Source organism: Mesorhizobium sp. M0923, from assembly GCF_040319365.1.
GTDB lineage: Bacteria > Pseudomonadota > Alphaproteobacteria > Rhizobiales > Rhizobiaceae > Mesorhizobium.
Window position 1 is genome coordinate 39400 of the sequence record NZ_JAMYNW010000013.1, and the last position, 18369, is coordinate 57768.

20 protein-coding genes, 1 tRNA gene and 1 pseudogene are annotated in these 18369 nt (G+C 63.0%); 12 read left to right on the forward strand and 10 right to left on the reverse strand.

Annotation, left to right across the window (positions count from 1 at the left end; genetic code table 11):
* Window positions 1–190 precede the first annotated feature (190 nt).
* Complete coding sequence (locus NKH89_RS21640; protein WP_352909882.1) at window positions 191–712, reverse strand: carboxymuconolactone decarboxylase family protein; 522 nt, start codon at window positions 710–712, stop codon at window positions 191–193.
* 320 nt (window positions 713–1032) lie between these two features.
* Here NKH89_RS21640 and NKH89_RS21645 point away from each other — a divergent pair, with 320 nt between their 5' ends.
* On the forward strand, window positions 1033–1947 hold the full coding sequence (locus tag NKH89_RS21645; protein ID WP_023722340.1) for a LysR family transcriptional regulator: 915 nt from the start codon (window positions 1033–1035) through the stop codon (window positions 1945–1947).
* Window positions 1948–1959: 12 nt separating this feature from the next.
* Here the strand turns inward: NKH89_RS21645 and NKH89_RS21650 are convergent.
* The 3 genes and pseudogenes from NKH89_RS21650 to NKH89_RS21660 form a co-directional block, all read right to left on the reverse strand.
* Window positions 1960–2253 (reverse strand): annotated as a pseudogene (locus NKH89_RS21650) (DUF3363 domain-containing protein); the annotation flags it as partial.
* 762 nt (window positions 2254–3015) lie between these two features.
* Window positions 3016–3092, reverse strand: a tRNA-Arg gene (locus NKH89_RS21655).
* Between the two features lie 47 nt (window positions 3093–3139).
* Window positions 3140–3832 carry a winged helix-turn-helix transcriptional regulator gene (locus NKH89_RS21660; protein ID WP_023722341.1) on the reverse strand — a complete coding sequence of 231 codons (693 nt, stop codon included), beginning with the start codon at window positions 3830–3832 and terminating at the stop codon, window positions 3140–3142.
* 339 nt (window positions 3833–4171) lie between these two features.
* On the opposite strand from NKH89_RS21660, the gene NKH89_RS21665 reads away from it, so the two are divergent.
* The 6 genes from NKH89_RS21665 to NKH89_RS21690 all read left to right on the forward strand — a co-directional run bounded on the left by NKH89_RS21665 (window position 4172) and on the right by NKH89_RS21690 (window position 7590).
* Entirely contained in the window at window positions 4172–4498 is a 327-nt protein-coding gene (locus NKH89_RS21665; RefSeq protein ID WP_023677873.1) for a DUF1330 domain-containing protein, read from the forward strand.
* A gap of 127 nt (window positions 4499–4625) precedes the next feature.
* A complete protein-coding gene (locus NKH89_RS21670) occupies window positions 4626–5150 on the forward strand; it encodes a hypothetical protein (RefSeq protein WP_502896926.1) in 525 nt (174 codons plus the stop codon).
* Between the two features lie 241 nt (window positions 5151–5391).
* Entirely contained in the window at window positions 5392–5916 is a 525-nt protein-coding gene (locus NKH89_RS21675) for a TetR/AcrR family transcriptional regulator (protein ID WP_051409761.1), read from the forward strand.
* An 86-nt stretch (window positions 5917–6002) separates the two neighbouring features.
* Window positions 6003–7028, forward strand: a complete 1026-nt coding sequence (locus tag NKH89_RS21680; RefSeq protein WP_352483560.1) for an alpha/beta fold hydrolase — start codon at window positions 6003–6005, stop codon at window positions 7026–7028.
* Between the two features lie 86 nt (window positions 7029–7114).
* Window positions 7115–7405 (forward strand): DUF768 domain-containing protein, encoded by a 291-nt coding sequence (locus tag NKH89_RS21685; protein WP_023722345.1) that lies wholly within the window; start codon window positions 7115–7117, stop codon window positions 7403–7405.
* Between the two features lie 41 nt (window positions 7406–7446).
* A complete protein-coding gene (locus NKH89_RS21690) occupies window positions 7447–7590 on the forward strand; it encodes a glycine zipper domain-containing protein (protein ID WP_198023575.1) in 144 nt (47 codons plus the stop codon).
* Window positions 7591–7662: 72 nt separating this feature from the next.
* Here NKH89_RS21690 and NKH89_RS21695 read toward each other — a convergent pair whose 3' ends face one another.
* Window positions 7663–8826 (reverse strand): M20 aminoacylase family protein, encoded by a 1164-nt coding sequence (locus NKH89_RS21695; RefSeq protein ID WP_352789577.1) that lies wholly within the window; start codon window positions 8824–8826, stop codon window positions 7663–7665.
* 270 nt (window positions 8827–9096) lie between these two features.
* Between NKH89_RS21695 and NKH89_RS21700 the strand changes: the two genes are divergently transcribed.
* Both NKH89_RS21700 and NKH89_RS21705 read left to right on the forward strand, forming a co-directional pair.
* Window positions 9097–10275, forward strand: coding sequence for a D-alanyl-D-alanine carboxypeptidase family protein (locus NKH89_RS21700; RefSeq protein ID WP_352548874.1), 1179 nt, complete (start codon window positions 9097–9099; stop codon window positions 10273–10275).
* Window positions 10276–10279: 4 nt separating this feature from the next.
* Window positions 10280–11398, forward strand: a complete 1119-nt coding sequence (locus NKH89_RS21705; RefSeq protein ID WP_352909885.1) for a CobW family GTP-binding protein — start codon at window positions 10280–10282, stop codon at window positions 11396–11398.
* A gap of 210 nt (window positions 11399–11608) precedes the next feature.
* Here the strand turns inward: NKH89_RS21705 and NKH89_RS21710 are convergent, their stop codons facing one another.
* The 5 genes from NKH89_RS21710 to NKH89_RS21730 form a co-directional block, all read right to left on the reverse strand.
* Window positions 11609–11896 carry a sulfurtransferase TusA family protein gene (locus NKH89_RS21710; protein WP_352483484.1) on the reverse strand — a complete coding sequence of 96 codons (288 nt, stop codon included), beginning with the start codon at window positions 11894–11896 and terminating at the stop codon, window positions 11609–11611.
* A gap of 5 nt (window positions 11897–11901) precedes the next feature.
* On the reverse strand, window positions 11902–13227 hold the full coding sequence (locus NKH89_RS21715) for a L,D-transpeptidase family protein (protein WP_352909973.1): 1326 nt from the start codon (window positions 13225–13227) through the stop codon (window positions 11902–11904).
* 244 nt (window positions 13228–13471) lie between these two features.
* Window positions 13472–14422 carry an acetyl-CoA carboxylase carboxyltransferase subunit alpha gene (locus NKH89_RS21720; protein WP_023721141.1) on the reverse strand — a complete coding sequence of 317 codons (951 nt, stop codon included), beginning with the start codon at window positions 14420–14422 and terminating at the stop codon, window positions 13472–13474.
* Window positions 14423–14521: 99 nt separating this feature from the next.
* Window positions 14522–15439 (reverse strand): site-specific tyrosine recombinase XerD, encoded by a 918-nt coding sequence (locus tag NKH89_RS21725; RefSeq protein ID WP_352495633.1) that lies wholly within the window; start codon window positions 15437–15439, stop codon window positions 14522–14524.
* On the reverse strand, window positions 15436–15585 hold the full coding sequence (locus NKH89_RS21730) for a hypothetical protein (RefSeq protein ID WP_023721139.1): 150 nt from the start codon (window positions 15583–15585) through the stop codon (window positions 15436–15438). Before NKH89_RS21730 ends, NKH89_RS21725 begins: the two co-directional genes overlap by 4 nt.
* Window positions 15586–15747: 162 nt before the next feature.
* Between NKH89_RS21730 and NKH89_RS21735 the strand changes: the two genes are divergently transcribed.
* The 3 genes from NKH89_RS21735 to NKH89_RS21745 are packed head-to-tail and all read left to right on the forward strand — an operon-like array spanning window position 15748 to window position 18361.
* Window positions 15748–16350: a shikimate kinase gene (locus tag NKH89_RS21735; protein ID WP_352483486.1), complete on the forward strand. Its 603-nt coding sequence runs from the start codon at window positions 15748–15750 to the stop codon at window positions 16348–16350.
* Window positions 16347–17468, forward strand: coding sequence for a 3-dehydroquinate synthase (gene aroB, locus NKH89_RS21740; RefSeq protein ID WP_352483487.1), 1122 nt, complete (start codon window positions 16347–16349; stop codon window positions 17466–17468). The genes NKH89_RS21735 and aroB overlap by 4 nt, the downstream gene beginning before the upstream one ends.
* Entirely contained in the window at window positions 17465–18361 is an 897-nt protein-coding gene (locus NKH89_RS21745) for an HlyC/CorC family transporter (protein WP_023721135.1), read from the forward strand. The genes aroB and NKH89_RS21745 overlap by 4 nt, the downstream gene beginning before the upstream one ends.
* The last annotated feature ends 8 nt before the right edge of the window (window positions 18362–18369 follow it).

Here is an 18369-nt window from a genome sequence, read left to right on the forward strand (position 1 = left end):
GCTGCGTTTGCATGAGGGGGTGCGGCTTTCCGCAGGAGCACGCCGACGCCCCCTCCTGCATCTTTTCCATCCGAACCGGTGGTCAGCGCCGGTGTTCAAAGGCTCGAACAGAGCGACATGCGCGCCGGATAAGCGCTATACATTCGCTGTCGAAAATTCGATGCTTCATGGTGGGTCGAAGGTCGCGGACCTATGTCGATCGGGACCGGGAAAGCCAAATCGTGATCGCGAGCAGCTTGGCCTTGTGATCGAGGCCGTCCCGAGCCAGCGCCTCCCCGAACCCGAAATCGATCGAAAGCTGCGCGAGGTCGGGCGCGATGCCGGCGAAGCGGTCAAAATAGCCCTGCGCGTCGCCCGCTACGAGCCGCTCCAGCATCTCGCGTCCGGCCCATCCGCGTCCCGCTCCGTAACCCGTCGCGGGCTTGATGGGCTGAAATGCCAGCTCGCGTTCGGCGAATACCGACCGGACGATGCCGACGGCATTGACGGTTGCAGGGAAGCCCAGGACCGCGACCGAGACGAAGAGCAGTTCGACGATCGCTTCGGGGGTGCCGCCGGCATTGAGAAAGCCGGCGATATGAAACTTCAATTGCGGCTGGGCGCTTCCGTCGGCCAGCAGCATCGAGACGGTGCAGAGCTGCCTTAGCGGGAGATCCAGCCCCGGGCGGGACAACACATCGCCATAGGGATATTCGACGGTGAAGCGCGACAAATCGGCGGAGGTCTCCGCCAGAGCATTGATCGGTCCATCGAAATTCTCCCCGCCGATCCGGCGGAGCGTCTCCAGGCCGCGTGAAAATCGATCCTCATGAGTTTCCGAGGCCATGGCTTGCCCGCTCCGACTGATGGCGAAAGAACTTGCTGCGATGAAGGCAGCCTCAATAAAGCGTCGGCGAGAACTTACTCTTCCCGTTGCTGCGGTGGTGGGACCTGACACTCATGTTCTCTAACTCTGCCCGCCCCCGCTTTATTTCAGGTCAGACCTTGCATCGGCGATTGCGATAAATTCAATTCATTATTAGCATCGCCGTGATGAAGAAGATTCATATCGCTAACGTCGATCTCAATCTGCTGGTCGTCTTCGACGCCCTCGTTGCCGAAGGGCACGCCACGCGCGCGGCCGAGCGGATTGGGCTGACCCAGCCGGCGGTCAGCCATTCGCTCAATCGCCTTCGGGCTCTGTTCGGAGACCCGCTGTTTGTCCGATCCCCGCGCGGCATGACGCCGACGCCACTGGCGCAGGACATTGCGCCGAGTGTTCGGTCGATCCTCGAACAGGTTGAAGGCGTCCTGCTCGGCGGGCGCTCGTTCGATCCGACCGAAAGCACTCGGCAATTCGTGGTCGGTCTCTCCGATTATGCCGCTTTCGTGCTGCTACCGCGTCTGACTGCACGGCTCGGCCGCGAAGCACCAGGCGTTTCTCTGGTGGTCCGCAACACGAGCCGCAGCGTCGGTTTGCCGATGCTGGACGACGGCGCAGTCGAACTCATCGCCGGCAACTTCCCCCAGCCGCCGACCCATATGCGAGAAGAACTGCTATACGAAGAGGACTTCATCTGCGCTGGCCGCGGCGATCACACCGATCTGGCCGATAGTCTCGACCTCGACCGCTATCTCTCGCTGCGCCATCTTCAGGTTTCGATGAAGGGCAATCCGAGCGGCTATGTCGATGCTGTGCTCACCGAGAAAGGATTGAAGAGGAATGTCGTCGTGACGGTCGGCCACTTCTTGATGGCACCGATGCTGGTCGATGCCTCCGAGCTCGTGGCAACGGAACCCCGTCGTCTCTTCGCACCGTTGGCAGGGCGGCTACCGCTCCGACTTTTTCCGCCGCCATTGGATATTCCTTCATTTCGAGTGGTGCAGACTTGGCATGCGCGCCACGACGCCGACCCAGGGCATCAATGGCTGCGACGGGTGCTCAGTGAAGTCGGTCAAGGGGTTTGAGGGCGAAAGCCCCAATCCCCGCTGCCGCCCCAACTGCCAGGACACCGATCCGCCCTGCACGATGCCACTGACCTCGCGGCCGAGCTGGCGGTCGATGACTGGCCGCCACGGGACAAGCGTGAACTCGTGGGACTTCTCGACGATGGCGAACTTGCCACTGGATAGCTGCGCGGCCCCGGTGAAGGTGCCGGTCACGGTTTCGCCCTCGGCGGCAGCTCGGAACGGCAGTGCCTTTTTCGCCGCCAGTTCCCCACCGGCACGGTCAACCTCGCGTTCCTGAAGCGTGGCGATCAGGTTGCGCCGGTAAGCGCCCCTTCAAATTTGTAGGTTCGCTGAAAGATCTGTCGATCGATCCAAGCCGCGATTGCCGACGAGGAGCTGAGGACCCTGTGAGAGTATGGCGCTGCAGATCAGGTCCTCGGCAACAAATTTCGTTCTTGCAGTACCGCATTTTTCGAGGGCAGCCACAGCCGGCCTACTGAAAGCCACCCTTTGACCTTGCAGCCTCGGCACTGACGTTGGCTGCTTATGGGACGCGCGTCCCATCCATCAATGTCGGAAATGGGGGGCGGTAGCAGTCATCCAGCTCTTAATCGTCGAATGCGAACTTTTCCGTGATCCACACCTATGAGCTGCCAGTCCGCTCTCGGCTCCATGGCTGTCGTGCAAGGGACCGTATGTAGCGCTGGCACGACAACATTGATTACGGCTCAGGCCTCGTAAGACGTGCCATTTTACCAGGTGGCTAGGTCAGCCTCGTGCGATACGGACTGAGATACAAACTGTGATACAAATCGCTGTGGGCTCCTAGACTAGAAAAAACATCGTAAAATCAATGCCTGCCGAGGCGCGGCATTGCGTCTCGACAGACCCCACCTCAAATCGCCACCTGAAGCGACATCGGTGGCCGCCCGTCCCAACAATCTACTCAATTCCAGAATCATGGAAATCCACAACTCGGTTGGATTGAGCCGCTGAAGCCGAAGTTCATGCGAAATTCGCCGTACTAATTGCCGTACTAATTTACCAAAAAGTACGGCGGCTTGTTGGCTAAGCGCTTGAAAAACTTGGTGATCCCGACAGGAATCGAACCTGTGACCTACAGATTAGGAATCTGCCGCTCTATCCTACTGAGCTACGGGACCATCGCGCCCGACACATAACCGCTTCGGATCGTTTCGCCAAGAGGCAGCTAGGCTGCTCGCTTGGGTTCGACAGCGAACGGGCTCAGGCCCAGCCAAGTCTGCATTTTGCGGGCGATATCCTGATCGCCCGTCAGAATGACTTTCGGCCCGGCCTTCTCGACGGTGATCAGCCCCATCCAGATTTCGGTCATGGTGTGCAGGTCGGTCGAGACGTAGAGATCGACATCGAACCCCGGATCGTACCAGCAGAGGTCGACCTCGCCGTGCTTCTCGACGATCAGCCACCACGACCGTTTGGAGGCGGGGAGCTCCTGGTACAGAAATTGTATCACCGTGCGCCCGTCGGGCAGCGGCGACGCGTTTAGATTGCGCCGCATGTCCCACATCAGCAGCGACGGATCGAGGTTCTTCAGCGACAGCCGCGACTCGACCCATTTCTGCCCCCAAAAGCCCATCGCCTCGACGACGGACCGCAGATCCCTGCCTGCCTCGGTCATCCGGTATTCGAAGATGCCTTTCTCGCCGCGCACCTCCTTGCGCTCGACGATCCCGGCCAGCTCGAGCTCCTTGAGCCGTTGCGACAGAAGGGTCGGCGACATTTTGGGGACGCCGCGGCGCAGATCGTTGAAACGGGTCGAGCCCGCCACCAATTCGCGAAGCAGAACCATGGTCCAGCGGGTGCACAGCACCTCCGCGGCCATCGATAACGGGCAGAACTGCTTGTATCCGGCCTGGGTCATGATGTTGCCTTCCCCTCAAACTCAGCCGGGAGCATAGGCCTTTCCCAGCGGTGCGGCGAGTACAGAAACTGTACCGGCCAAGTGTGGTGGATTTGAAGTTCCTGCTTTCTGGGTGGCATCAGCGTTAGGAACTTCAAATCCAAAACCACACTGGAAATCCAAGCACTTGCTGGTGTGGCTTTTGAATCCGAAATTCGCTCGCTGCGTTGCTCCAAAGTGAATGCGAATTTCGAATTCGCCGCACCAGTACAGATCGCGGACTGGCTGGCGCCGGCCTTGCCATGCGACCCCTCTGCCGCTGCACGGGATACCCCTGTGCACGACCAGGAGACATGACCCATGACCGCTTACGTTATCGCAGACATCAAGGTGAGGGACCCGAAGTGGATGCCGGCCTATGCCGCGTCGGTCCACGACCTCGTTCACAAGCACGGCGGCAGATATCTGTCGCGCAGCGGCAATGTGAAGACGCTCGAAGGCAAGCCGCTCGACACGACGCTGATTGCCTTGATGGCGTTCCCGACCGAGGCCGCGGCGCGCGCCTTCACCGACGATCCCGCCTACGCACCCTTTGTTTCGGCCCGTCAGGGCGGCAGCGACAGCCGTTTCCAGCTGATCGACAACTCCGATCTGGCCGGAACCATCCCGTATCTGCCGAAGGGATGATCTTCCCCTGCATTTGTCGCATCGGGACAGGGATCTCCCAGCAACAACAGCCACAGCGCCCACCTGCCGGACCTCCTTACTTCCGGCGGCCGCCCGGGCTGTGCTTTTCAAGAAGAATGGAATGACTATGACAATCAACTTTCGCAACAAATTCCTCGCTGCCGCGGCGCTGCTGTCGGCCTGCACTGCATTGGCGCAGGCGCATCAGGCAGCGCCCGCGTCCGGTCCCAATCCGCTGGCCGACAAGGTACGCGCCGCCAACAGCCGCTTCGAGAATGTGGCGGCGGCGACCGCCGAGGGCTATGCGCCGATCCCCTGCGCCAGCGGCATCACCGGCGGCGCCATGGGCATCCACTACGTCAATCCCGGCTACCTCAAGGACGACGCTGTCGATGTCGCCAAGCCCGAAGCGGTGATGTACGAGCCGATGGCCGACGGCACGCTAAAACTGATCGCGGTCGAATACATCACCTCGAAAGGCCCGGCCTCGCTCGATGGGCATCTGTTCAACTTCAACAGCGCGCCCAACCGCTATGGCCTCGGCCCGTTTTACGAGCTGCATGTCTGGGCCTGGAAGGGCAACCCGACCGGCGCGTTCGCCGACATGAACCCGAACGTGTCGTGCGAACCGACGACTGCTGCCAGCCAGTAAGCAGCCGGGCCAGGCGGCGCCAACGCCGCCTGGTTTTTAATCTCACAGAGGGGCCAAGCTCCGGGAGATCGCGATGCAACCTGGCATCGTTGGCGTGCCTGTGTGCCCATCGAGCTGTCTTTGCAAAAAGAGTCGCTTGACTGGCGATGTAAAATGCTCATTCTAGAATGATCATTTTACATTGGGTTGCTCCATGACCAGACCGCGACTATTTGACGAAGCCACTGTGCTGGGGGACGCGATGAACGCGTTTCGACGGGCCGGTTTCGCGGGAATTTCGATCAAGGATCTGAGCGATGCCACCGGCCTGACGTCTGGCTCGATCTACAATGCCTTTGGCGACAAGGAAGGTCTCTATCGGGCGGCCTTCGGCCACTATATCGATGCCGTCATCCGACACCGTATCGAGACCTACATCGGCGAAGCAAGCGATCTGGATGGTTTGGAACAGTTGTTCCTGTCGTTGTTGCTGCCCGCCCCGGAATCCGGCGACCTCGGCTGTTTGTTAACGAACGCTGCTGTCGAGTTCGGTGCGCAACCGTCGGTCGCCTCGGAAGGTCTCGCGGAAGGCTTCGCCGTGCTGGAAGCCGCCATCCGGCAGGTCGTGGAGCGCCAGATCGGTGGAGGGCAGGTCGATCTCCACGTCGTCAGGCTTCTGCTTCTCTACCAAGGCATTCTCGTGCTGATCCGCGCCGGCCGAGACGTCTCGGCCTGCCCGGCCGTCATTCGATCAGAATTCGAGCAGCTAAGGAAACTTCTGCCATGATCACCCTTTCCCGCAGGGCGGTGCTTCTCGGCACCGCCGGCAGTCTTCTTGCGCCTTGCCTGCCGGTCTTTGGCGCGTCGCCGGCCATGCCGCCGGTCCGATACGTTCGCTCCAACGGCATCGATATGGCTGTTTATGAAGCCGGCAAGGGACCGGCGGTTGTTTTGCTGCACGGCTTTCCCGAACTCGCCTTTTCCTGGCGTCACCAGATCGCGCCGCTCGCGGCCGCCGGCTACCACGTCATTGTTCCCGACCAGCGCGGATATGGTCTGACCGACCGGCCGTCCAAGGTCGAGGATTATGACATGGTCCACCTGACCGGCGATCTCGTCGGTCTCCTCGATGCTCTCGGCGTCGAAAAGGCCGTGTTCGCGGGCCATGACTGGGGCGGCCTGGTCGCATGGCAGATGCCGCTTTTGCATCAGAGCCGGGTCACTGGCGTCATCGGTGTCAACACGCCATTCATTCCCCATGAAATGCTGTGGCTGCATCCGAGCCTCACCAAGGGGCTGACCGCCCCGGACAAGCCGTTCGTTGCCAACCCGGCAAAAGACCCGATCGCGCAGATGCGCGAAGTCTACAATCCCGACATGTATGTGCTGATGTTCGAAGATGGTGATCTCGCGGACCGTTTGATGGCGCACGACGTGGCGCGGGTGTTCAGGAGCAATATGCGCAAGGGTATTATCACCGCCGCGCAATACGCCAAGCTGCCGCCGCAGGCCCGACACATGACATTCCTACAGGCGCTCTCGCAGCCGGAGCCGAAGACGCTGCCCGGCGAGCTGATCCTGACGCCAGACGAGCTTGCTTTCTATGCCGAGAGCTTCGGGCGCACCGGTTTCACGCCGGGCATCAACTGGTACCGCAACTTGTCCCGCAATTGGAGAGCCGGCTTGAATGTCGACCAGACGATAAAAGTGCCTTCGCTCATGATCGGCGCTGAGGACGACGTCGTGTTATCTCCAGCGATGATGGATGGAATGGACGCCCACATCGCCGATCTCGAAAAACATGTGGTCGCCGGCTGTGGGCATTGGTCACAGCAGGAGAAGCCGGGCGAAGTCACCACGCTAATGGTCGATTGGTTGAAGCGGCGGGTTCCTGCGTAGCCGACATGGCGAGCGGTGCAAAGACGGTTAAGATAGCGGAACTTTCGGGATGCCGGCGCGCTTTAGTGTCCCGAAGGAGACACCGCATGAGCGCCACAAAAGAGTTCTTTGAAACCTGGCTGCAGGAGAATGTCGGCAATCTGCCGGCCGAGAGCGAGGTGAGCGTCGCCGTCCTGGCGCAGCAATTCGAGCAGGATGCCGATGCTGCCGGCTACGGCCACGAGGTTCGCGAAGACGAGCTCGGCAACATCCAGGAGGCGATCGAGGCAGCCCTGAAGAAGGCAAGGACAGGCGAAGAGCCGCAGGCTGCCGACGACAATGAGCTGGCGCCGGTTATGGAGGCGCTGGAGGTCGAGGATCCGAAGAGCGGACCGTAGCGGTTGCGGCTCTTCCCTTCCACGCTACATGACCGGGCATAATGGATGCCAAACACCTCACACTCGGCGTCGTGATCGGCGTGGCCATCGGCGTCGTGTTGGACAACATTGTTGCGGGCATTGGTATAGGTATTGCTCTGGGCATTGCCTTCGGCCTTGCCCGGAAGTCGTCCGGCCGGAAGTGACCAGCAGAACATGTCCTGCCCGATTTTACCGCCCAGAGGTGCGGCGGTCGCCGCACCGCCGATGCCGAACGGCTACGCCGCCAGCGCCGTCTCCGCCAGCTTCACCCAATAGCTCATGCCGTGCGGGATGACCTCGTCGTTGAAGTCGTAGGCCGGGTTGTGCAGGCCGGCGGTATCGCCATTGCCGATGAAGATGAAGGCGCCCGGCCGCGCTTCCAGCATGTAGGAGAAATCCTCGCCGCCCATCACCGGCTGGATGGCGCGGTGCACATGGCTGTCGCCGGCGACGTCGGCCGCGATGTCGCTGGCAAAGACCGTCTCTTCCGGATGGTTGAAGGTGACGGGGTAGTTGGCATTGTAATCAACCTCGATTGTCGCGCCGAAGGCAGCGCCCACGCCTTGGCAAAGCGCGCGGATGCGCTCTTCAGCCTTCTTGGCGACCTCCTTCTTCAGCGTGCGTACGGTGCCGGCGATCTCGGCGCTCTCGGGAATGATGTTATAGGCGTCGCCGGCATGGAATTTCGTCACCGAGACGACCACCGCCTCGACCGGATCGGTGCTGCGCGAGACGATCGTCTGCAATGCGCCGACAAGCTGGCTGGTGATGACGATCGGATCGATGGTGCCGTGCGGCATCGCCGCGTGGCCGCCCCGGCCCTTGACGGTGATGGTGAATTCGGCGGTCGCCGCCATGATCGGACCCGGCCTGATGGCGAACTGGCCGACCGGCAGGCCCGGCATGTTGTGCATGCCGAACACCTTGGAGATGCCGAAGCGCTCCATCATGCCGTCCTTGACCATCTCGTTGCCGCCGCCGCCGCCCTCTTCGGCCGGCTGGAAGATAACCGCGACGGAGCCGGCGAAATTGCGTGTTTCGGCGAGGTATTTGGCGGCACCCAAAAGCATCGCGGTGTGGCCGTCATGACCGCAAGCGTGCATCTTGCCCGGGACGGTCGAGGCATAGGATTTGCCGCTGATCTCGTTGAGCGGCAGGGCGTCCATGTCGGCGCGCAGGCCGATCGTCGAGCCTTCGCCGTGGCGGCCGCGGATGATGCCGACGACGCCGGTCTTGCCCAAACCCGTCACGATGTCGTCGCAGCCGAAAGCCTTCAGCTTCTCGGTGACGAAGGCGGCGGTCTTGAAGACGTCGAAATTCAGCTCCGGCGTCTGATGCAAATGGCGGCGCCAGCCGGCCACCTCATCCTGCATTTCGGCGGCTCGGTTCAGGATCGGCATGATGGTTCCATTTCGCTGTTGGAGCAGGCGGTCTTGACCTGCTGCTGTGCAATTGTGCCTGCTGCCCTGCAACCATGCACGCTGCTTTGCATTGTGCTGCTGCTTCCACATTGTGATCGGCAGCACTTTGCCATGTTGACGTCACATAGAGTAAATAGCACCGCGACTGTGGTCCGGGAACAGAGAGCCGGACCATTATCCTGGCGATCGTGTAACGAAATCTTACGGAGCCAGGGGCGACTGCGGCAAGAGGCTATTTCGGTTTTCATGATGCGCTATAGGCATTTCCTCAAACTGTTGGTGGCGGGCGCGGTGGTGCTTGCGGCGCTGGCCGGGCCTGCCTTGGCCAATCCGACCATCCTGTTCGACCTGAACAGCGGCAAGATCCTGCAGCATCAGGAGGCGTTCAGGCGCTGGTACCCGGCATCGCTGACCAAGCTGATGACCGCCTATGTGGCGTTTCGTGCGATTGCCGCGGGCGAGGTCCAGCTCGATTCGCCGATCAAGGTGACGAAACATTCCGCCGGCGAGCCGCCGAGCAAGATGGGCTTCAAGCCGGGTTCGGTGATGCGGCTGGACAATGCGCTGAAGATGATGCTGGTCAAATCGGCCAACGATATCGCCATGGCGGTCGGCGAGAATATCGGCGGTTCGCAAGCGGCCTTTGCCGAACGCATGAATGCGGAGGCGCGGAGGCTCGGCATGAGCGGGTCCCATTTCGTCAATCCGAACGGGCTCTATTCGCCGGACCAGTATACGACAGCGCGCGATCTCGCTTTGCTGGTGATGGCGATCCGCAAGGAATTTCCGCAATATGCCCCCTGGTTCTCGATCGAAGGCCTTGCCGTCGGCAAGAAGGCGATCTCCAACTACAACCTCCTGATCGGCCGCTATCCGGGTGCCGACGGCATGAAGACCGGTTTCGTCTGCTCGTCCGGTTTCAATATGATCGGCTCGGCGACCCGCAACGGCCGCACCCTGGTCGCCGTGGTGCTCGGCGAGCAATCGGCCGTCACCCGCGCCGAGGCGGCGGCAAAACTGCTCGACCAGGGCTTTGCAACCCCGGCGCCGAGTTGGCTGACGGTGGCGGCGCTGCCTGCCTATGGCGACACCATGTCGGCCAACGACATGAACGACGAGATCTGCAAGAAGAAGCCGGTCGAGGAGCAGTCGGAAGCCGCACCCGCCGTCGGCGACAAGGGCAAGGATGTGCCGAAATCGCCCTATCAGGAAAAGCTCGACCATGTACCGACGCTGATCGCCGTCGGCCTCGGCGGCGCGACGGGGCCGAAGCCGAAGGCGATGCTCGACGCCTCCGGGCAGGAATATGCCGACGTGCCGCTGCCGACATGGCGGCCGGATCGGGCGCCGCCGGCCGGCGCCGAGCCGGCCGTGGCCGGGTCCACCACCGCCGCGCAGGTCCAACGGCCGGCCAAGGCGCTGAACTAGCCGTATGGCCGGCTTCCCGATCCCCGTTTCGGTGCTCACCGGCTTTCTCGGCGCCGGCAAGACGACGCTGCTCAACCGGCTGCTCCGGAATCCCGCGCTCGCCGACACCGCCGTCATCATCAACGAGTTCGGCGAAGTGGCGATCGACCATCTTCTGGTCGAGCAGGCGTCCGATGGCATCATCCAGCTTTCCGACGGCTGCCTCTGTTGCACGGTGCGCGGCGAGCTGGTCGACACGTTGGCCGACCTCGTCGACCGGCTGCAGACCGGCCGCATCGACCGGCTTGCCCGCGTTGTCGTCGAGACCACCGGGCTCGCCGATCCCGCCCCTGTGCTGCAGTCGATCATGGCGCACCCGGCCCTGGTCCAGGCCTTCCGGCTCGACGGCGTCATCACCCTGGTCGACGCCGTCAACGGCAATGCGACGCTCGATGCCCATGTCGAGGCGGTGAAGCAGGTGGCCGTCGCCGATCGCATCGTGCTCAGCAAGGCCGACCTGGCCACGGATGCAGGCGACGCGGAGGCGTTGCGGGCGCGGCTCAGGCAGCTCAACCCGGGTGCCGTGGTGCTCGACGCGAGCCAGGCAAGCGCCGCGACCCTGTTCGATTGCGGCCTCTACAATCCGGCCACCAAATCCGTCGATGTGCAGCGTTGGCTCGGCGAAGAAGCCGGCCACGACCATGATGTTGGCAGCCATGACCACAGCGGTCATGGTCATGCCGACCACGGTCACCATGACCATGGCCACAGGCACGATTCCCGCATCCGCGCGTATTCGCTGGTTCATGACGGGCCGGTGCCGTTTTCGGCAATCGAGATGTTCCTCGATCTGCTGCGCTCGGCGCATGGCGAGCGCCTGTTGCGGATGAAGGGCGTCATCGAGCTTGCAGAAGACCCGTCGCGGCCGCTGGTTATCCATGGCGTGCAGAAGATCCTGCATCCGCCGGTGCAACTGCCGGCCTGGCCGGACAGCCAGCGCGGCACCAGGCTGGTGCTGATCACGCTCGACATGCCGGAAGACTATATCCGCCGGCTGTTCGCCGCCTTCACCAACCGGCCGTCGATCGACACGCCGGACCGCGCGGCACTGGAAAGCAACCCGCTGGCTATTGCCGGGCGGTAGAGGCTTTCATCAGTTTTAAGTCGAACGCCGCGCTGCCCCTCATCTGCCTGCCGGCATCTTCTCAAGAAGGACGCTCTCGTCGACGATTTCGCCAATCTCCAGCGCCGCAGAAAGAGCGCCAAAGTTGCGGCCAGCCCCTTCTCCCCGTCACTATACGGGGAGAAGATGCCGGCAGGCAGATGAGGGGCAGCGCACCGTCAGCAGAACGAGCTAAGTCCAGGCTCGGCCGCCGCCGCGCTCGACCAGGAAGCGGTGGCCGCCCGATATTGCCGCCGTTTCGATCAGCCGATGGCCGCTCTCGGCGCAGAAGGCGGGGATGTCGATGACGGCGAGGGGGTCGGTGGTTTCGAGCCAGAGGCGGCTACCCGGCGGCATTGCGGCCAAGCGCTTTTTGGCCTTGAGCGCGGGCAACGGGCAGTTCAGACCTTTGAGGTCGTAGACGGCGGCGGGGCTGGTTGAGGGCCTGTCTCCTTGGCCCCCATCTTCTTGTTCAAGCATGAAGCTCAGCCGCCAAACATGCCGAGCAGCTTTTTCTTCAACCTTGTCGCCGTGCTTTCGGCGTCCGCAGCCTGCGTTTCGACTGCCGGGGCGGCCTCCGATGGCGCTACAGTGGCGGTGGCGACAGGCATCTCGGCGGCGGTCTTGGCAGCTTCCTTTTCAGCCAGTGCCTGCGCCTTGGCCGCTTCCTTCTCGGCCAGCGCCTGCGCCTTGGCTGCCTCTTTGGCGGCCTTGGCCGCTTCAATGGCGGCTAGCCTTTGTTCCTCGGCCTTCTGCTTGGCGGCCTTTTCGGCGTCGAGTGCCGCCATCTTGCGGCCGGCCGGCGAATCGACGCGGCCCATGCGCGCCGTCTCGGTCACCGTGCCGTCTGGGTTGAGCGACGGCGGCTCGATCGGCACGCGTTCGCCGCGGGCACGCCGTTTCGACCAGTCGGAAACGATGCTGGCTTCCTTGATCCCGGCGATGGTCGGCTTGGGTGCCGGCACGCTGGCCTTGACGGCGCCGTTGAAGGCCGCCTCATAGGTGCTTTGATAGGCGTTGATGGCGCTCCTCAGTGAATCGGGCTGGGTGGTCGCAGGGCAAGCGCCGGTCGGATTAAAGGTCGAGCCGTCGGCCGCAACCTGGTTGAAGACGTAGCGCTTCTCGCAGACGTCGACTTTCGGCGGCACCTTGGTGACTTCGAAATTGTCGTAGCCGACCTTCAGCATCTTCCAGAATTCGTAGTTCGGGTCGTTGCGGTAGCGCGCCATGTTGGCTGCAGTCATGCGGAACGGAAAAGCCTGGATCTGGAACTCGGTCTGGCCGCCCTGGAAGGCGTCACGACCGAAAGCGTAGATCTGCTCGATCTGCGCGTCGGTCATCGAATAGCAGCCCGACGACGAGCAGGCGCCATGGACCATCAGGTTGGAACCAGTGCGGCCATTGGCGCGGTCATAGGCGTTCGGGTAGCCGATGTTGAAGGACAGGTGATAATTCGACCGCGGGTTCATCTGCGCCGGGCGGACCGTGTAAAAGCCTTCCGGCGCTTGGCGGTCGCCTTCGGTGAACTTCGGCCCGAGCTTGCCCGACCATTTGCAGATGTCGTAGCTGGCGACCAGGTCGTAGCGGCCGTTGGTCTTGGCCTTCCAGATTTCGAGCTTGCCTTCTTCCTTGAAGATGCGGGCCATCACCGAAGAGGTGCGGACCATGCCCTTGGCCCTCATCTCGGCCAGGATCTTGTCCGGCAGCGGCTTGTTGGCCTGCGGTGCAAAATCCTTCATCGAAGCATCATTGCAGCCGGCGACGCCGATCGCAGCGATCAGAACTCCGGTGCGGGCAAGCTTGGCAAACATGGATATGGCTATCGTCTTCATCTCTGCGCCGCGGATGCCGCGGCTGCTAAACTGACCACTGACGGACCTTAAGCCCGTTAACCTTGAAAATTCCTTACCGCAAGCGACCTTGCGCCAAGCAGCCCTCTTGCCCCAAACGAAATTGGCGCGTCCCCTACGGCAAGCTCACTGTGACGAACGCGGCGGCATTTTTGTGGCGAAATTGCTCCACGCCGTCACATTTCAGGCCGCGCACCTGCGTTGGCTACAGATTGCGGCCCATCGCCAGGTATTTCTCGCGGCGATGCTCGCGGAAGTCGGTGTTGGCGCCGGAAAATTCCTTCATCGTCCTGGCGATGAGGTCGCCGGTGGCGGCAATCACCGTTTCGGGGGCGCGATGGGCACCGCCGAGCGGTTCGGCGACGATGGCGTCGATGATCTTCAGCTCCAGCAGATCCTGCGCCGTGATCTTCATGTTGGTCGCAGCATCCCTGGACCGGGTGGTGTCGCGCCACAGGATCGAGGCGGCGCCCTCCGGCGAGATCACCGAATAGATGGCGTGTTCGAGCATGTAGACGCGGTTGGCGGTGGCGATCGCTATGGCGCCGCCGGAGCCGCCTTCGCCGATCACCACCGAGATCGACGGCACCTTCAGGCCAAGGCAGGCTGAGGTCGAGCGGGCGATGGCTTCCGCCTGGCCGCGCTCTTCGGCGTTGACGCCGGGATAGGCGCCGGCAGTGTCGACCAGCGTCAGCAGCGGGATTTGGAAGCGGTCGGCGAGTTCCATCAGCCGTACCGCCTTGCGGTAGCCCTCCGGCCGCACCGAGCCGAAATTATGCTTCAGCCGGCTTGCCGTGTCGGAACCTTTTTCCTGGCCGATGATCGCCACCGGCTCGCCACGGAAGCGGGCGAAGCCGCCGACGATCGCCTGGTCCTCGCCGAAATTGCGGTCGCCGGCGAGCGGCGTGAAATCGGTAAGCAGGCCCTTGATGTAGTCGATGCAATGCGGCCTGTCCGGATGGCGCGCCACCTGCACCTTCTGCCATGGCGTTAGCGCCTTATAGGCGTCGCGCAGCGCATCGCGTGAGCGCTTCTCGAGACGGGCGATCTCATCGCCGACGTCGACCGCCTCACCGTTCTCGGCAAGCTTCTTCAGCTCGAGGATCTTGCCTTCGAGATCCTGCACAGGCTTTTCGAAATCGAGGTAATTGTACATTCTTGGGCGAACCGGCAGGTCGGAAGGCAATGACTGACGCAAGCCCGAAAATGCAGGCTGGGCGCGGTGGAACGTCGTTCTCACATAGCGACATGACGCCTAGTCGGCAAGCGGATGATGATCGTTGACCAGACGCACCAGCCGCTCCTCCAGTACATGGGTGTAGATCTGCGTCGTTGAAATATCGGCATGGCCGAGCAGCTGCTGCACGGCCCTGAGATCGGCGCCGTTCTGCAGCAGATGGCTGGCGAAAGCATGGCGCAGCACATGCGGCGATATCTTCGCCGCGGCAATGCCGGCTCGCGCGGCAAGCCCTTTCAGCTCGCGGGCAAAGACCTGTCTCGAGAGATAGCCGTTTTCGGAGGCGGCCGGAAACAGGAACGGGCTGTCGGCAAGAGCCGGCACCGCCGCCCGTGCGGCAAGCCAGGTCCGCATCGCCGTGCGCGCCTTGGCCGACAGCGGCACCATGCGTTCCTTGTTGCCCTTGCCGCGCACCATGAAGAAGCGGTCGTCGCGCTGCGCCACCGTCACCGGCAGGCTGACCAACTCCGAAACCCGCAGGCCGGTGGCGTAGAGGACCTCGACCAGTGCGTGCAGGCGCAGCGCCGCCAGGCTGTCGTCGTCGTTGAGCGAGGGGTCGATCGCCTCCTGCGTGGCGCGGTCGAGCAGCCGGCCGGTATCGGCCTCGCTCATCGTCTTCGGCAGCGGCCGGCCTTTCTTCGGGCTGTCCAGCGTGCCGGTCGGATCGTCGCCGCGCAGGCCTTCGGCGTAGAGGAACTTGAAGAACTGACGGATTGCCGACAATTTGCGCGCCTGCGAGGTGGCGGCAAAGCCGCGCGCGGCGATGTCGTCGAGATAGGCACGGATGTCGGTGCTGGTGGCAGCGGCGAGCCCGCCGCCGATCCCGGCGGAAGCGTCCTCGAGGTCGCGGCGATAGGAGGAAAGCGTGTTTTCGGCAGCGCCGCGCTCGGCGCTCATCATCTCGAGAAAGGCTTCGATGCGGGCGGCGCTGTTCATTTTTTGGGATTGAGCTTTTCCGGAGGGATACGCACGCTCATTTCCGCCTTTCTCGGCTCGACGAACATGACCAGGGCGAACATCGCGCCGTAGACAATGCCGGCCAGAATCACGAGCGTCACGACAAAGCGAAACAGTGTCGGCATTAATTTTCGCCCGTCGTCTTGTTCTGCATTTCCAACCCTGTGCCCTTATGAGACGCCAATCCCACCAATTCAAGGGTGAAGCCGATAACAGGTCCCGGGCGCGCCGCGCTTGACGCAAACAGGCTTTTGATGTCGATACGCCGGCAAAGAGGCCCTAGAAACATGAACGCGTTACCAGCAAACCCTCCGGGCGAGAGCCATGCCGCGCTGCTCGGCCGGCTGGGCGACCGTTCCATCGTCTTTGTCGGGCTGATGGGCGCCGGCAAGACGGCGATCGGCCGCAAGGTGGCGGCGATGCTGGCGCTACCCTTTATCGACAGCGACCAGGAGATCGAAAGTGTTTCGCGCATGAGCGTCCCGGACCTGTTCGAGCGCTATGGCGAGGCGGAGTTCCGGGCACTGGAGCAGCGCGTCATCCTGCGCGTGCTGGAGCACGGGCCCCAGGTGCTGTCGACCGGCGGCGGCGCCTTCATGAATGCGCAGACGCGCGAGGCGATCGCCAGCCATGGCGTTTCGGTCTGGCTGAAGGCCGAGATCGACCTGTTGATGGAGCGCGTTTCCAAGAAGCAGAACCGGCCGCTGCTGAAAAGCGCCGATCCCCGGGGGGTGCTGGAGCGGCTGATGGCGGAACGCTACCCGGTTTACGCCGCGGCCGATGTCATCGTGCCGACCCGCGACGACCGCAAGGAGATCATTGCCGCCGAAGTGGTGGACGCGCTGCGCGGCCATCTCGGCGTTGCCGACATCGACGAGGTGCGGTCGTGAGCGCTGATGCAACGGTCTCTGTCGAAGTCGGGCTTGGCGAGCGTACCTACGACATTTTGATCGGCCCCGGCCTGCTGTCACGCGCCGGCGCCGAAATTGCGCGCCGTCTGCCGGGCACAAGGGCGGCGGTCGTCACCGACGAAAACGTCGCTAGCGCGCATCTCGCAACGCTTGCGGCCGGCCTGGCAAGCGGTGGCATCCAACATGCAGTCATCACGCTGCCGCCCGGCGAAAAGACCAAGAGCTTTGCGCACCTGGAAGAGGTGGTCGACGGCGTGCTGGCCGCCAAGCTGGAGCGTGGCGATGTCGTCGTCGCGCTCGGCGGCGGCGTCATCGGCGACCTCGCCGGCTTTGCCGCCGGCATCGCGCGGCGCGGCATGAACTTCGTGCAAATCCCGACCTCGCTGCTGGCGCAGGTCGATTCCTCCGTCGGCGGCAAGACCGGCATCAACAGCAAGCGCGGCAAGAACCTGGTCGGGGTGTTTCACCAGCCGAGGCTGGTACTGGCCGACACCGAAGTGCTCGACACGCTGCCGATCCGCGAGTTTCGCGCCGGCTATGCCGAACTGGCCAAATACGGGCTGATCGACCGGCCGGAGTTCTTCGCCTGGCTGGAGGAAAACTGGTCTCGCGTGTTTGCCGGCGGGCCGGAGCGGGCAAAAGCGATTGCCGAGGCCTGTCGCGCCAAGGCCGACGTCGTTGCACGCGACGAATTCGAGACCGGCGACCGTGCGCTGCTCAATCTCGGCCACACCTTCGGTCACGCGCTCGAGGCGGCGACCGGCTATGACGGCACGCGGCTGGTGCATGGCGAGGGCGTTGCCATCGGCATGGCGCTGGCGCACCGTTTTTCTTCAAGGCTCAATTTGGCGAGCCCCGACGATGCGGCGCGCGTCGAGGCGCACCTTCGCGTCGTCGGCCTGCCGTGGTGCATGGCCGACATTCCAGGCGAATTGCCTGACGCCGAAAAGCTGTTCTCCTTCATCACCCAGGACAAAAAGGTGTCGCGCGGCGCGCTGACCTTCATCCTGACGCGCGGCATCGGTCAGGCCTTCATCGCCAGGGATGTGCCGGCCTCGGAAGTGCTGGCGTTCCTCGGGGAGAACCATCCGGGATGAGCCAGGCCGGCTGGATCGCGGCTGCTGCGCTTGCCGGCCTCGGCCTGCTGGGCTTCGTCTTGCGTCGGCACCTGTTCGCCGCCTTCGGCTACGAGTTGCAGCGTATCGAGCCGCAGCGCTCGACGCATGAGGAATTGCGTGGCGCCGTCGACGATTTCCGCCGCGACGGCCAGGTGGTGCGCGAGGATCGTGCCCGCATTGGCGGCCTGTTCGACCTTGAGGAGCTCGAAGTGTCGGACGTGATGGTCCACCGCACCAATATGCGCTCGGTCAACGCCGACGACCCGCCGGAAGCGGTGGTGCGCGAGATCCTGCAGAGCCCGCATACCCGCATGCCGCTGTGGAAGGGCTCGCTCGACAACATCGTCGGCGTGCTGCACGCGAAGGACCTGCTGCGCGCGCTGAACGAGGTCGGCAATGATTTCTCCAGGATCGACGTGATGAAGATCGCGTCGCGGCCGTGGTTCGTGCCCGACACCACGACGCTGCAGGAGCAGCTCAACGCCTTCCTGCGCCGCAAGGCGCATTTCGCCATCGTCGTCGACGAATATGGCGAGGTCGAGGGACTGGTGACGCTGGAGGACATCATCGAGGAGATCGTCGGCGAGATCGCCGACGAGCACGACATCGACATCCAGGGCGTCAAGCAGGAAGCCGACGGCTCCGTCGTCGTCGACGGCACGGTGTCGATCCGCGACCTCAACCGGGCGCTCGACTGGAACCTGCCGGACGAGGAAGCCACCACCATTGCCGGCCTTGTCATCCACGAGGCGCAGTCGATTCCGGACGAAAAGCAGGCCTTTACGTTTCACGGCAAGCGCTTCGTCGTCATGAAACGCGACAAGAATCGGATCGCGCGGCTGAGGATCAAGCCGGCGATGCTTGGCGAATGACAGTGCAC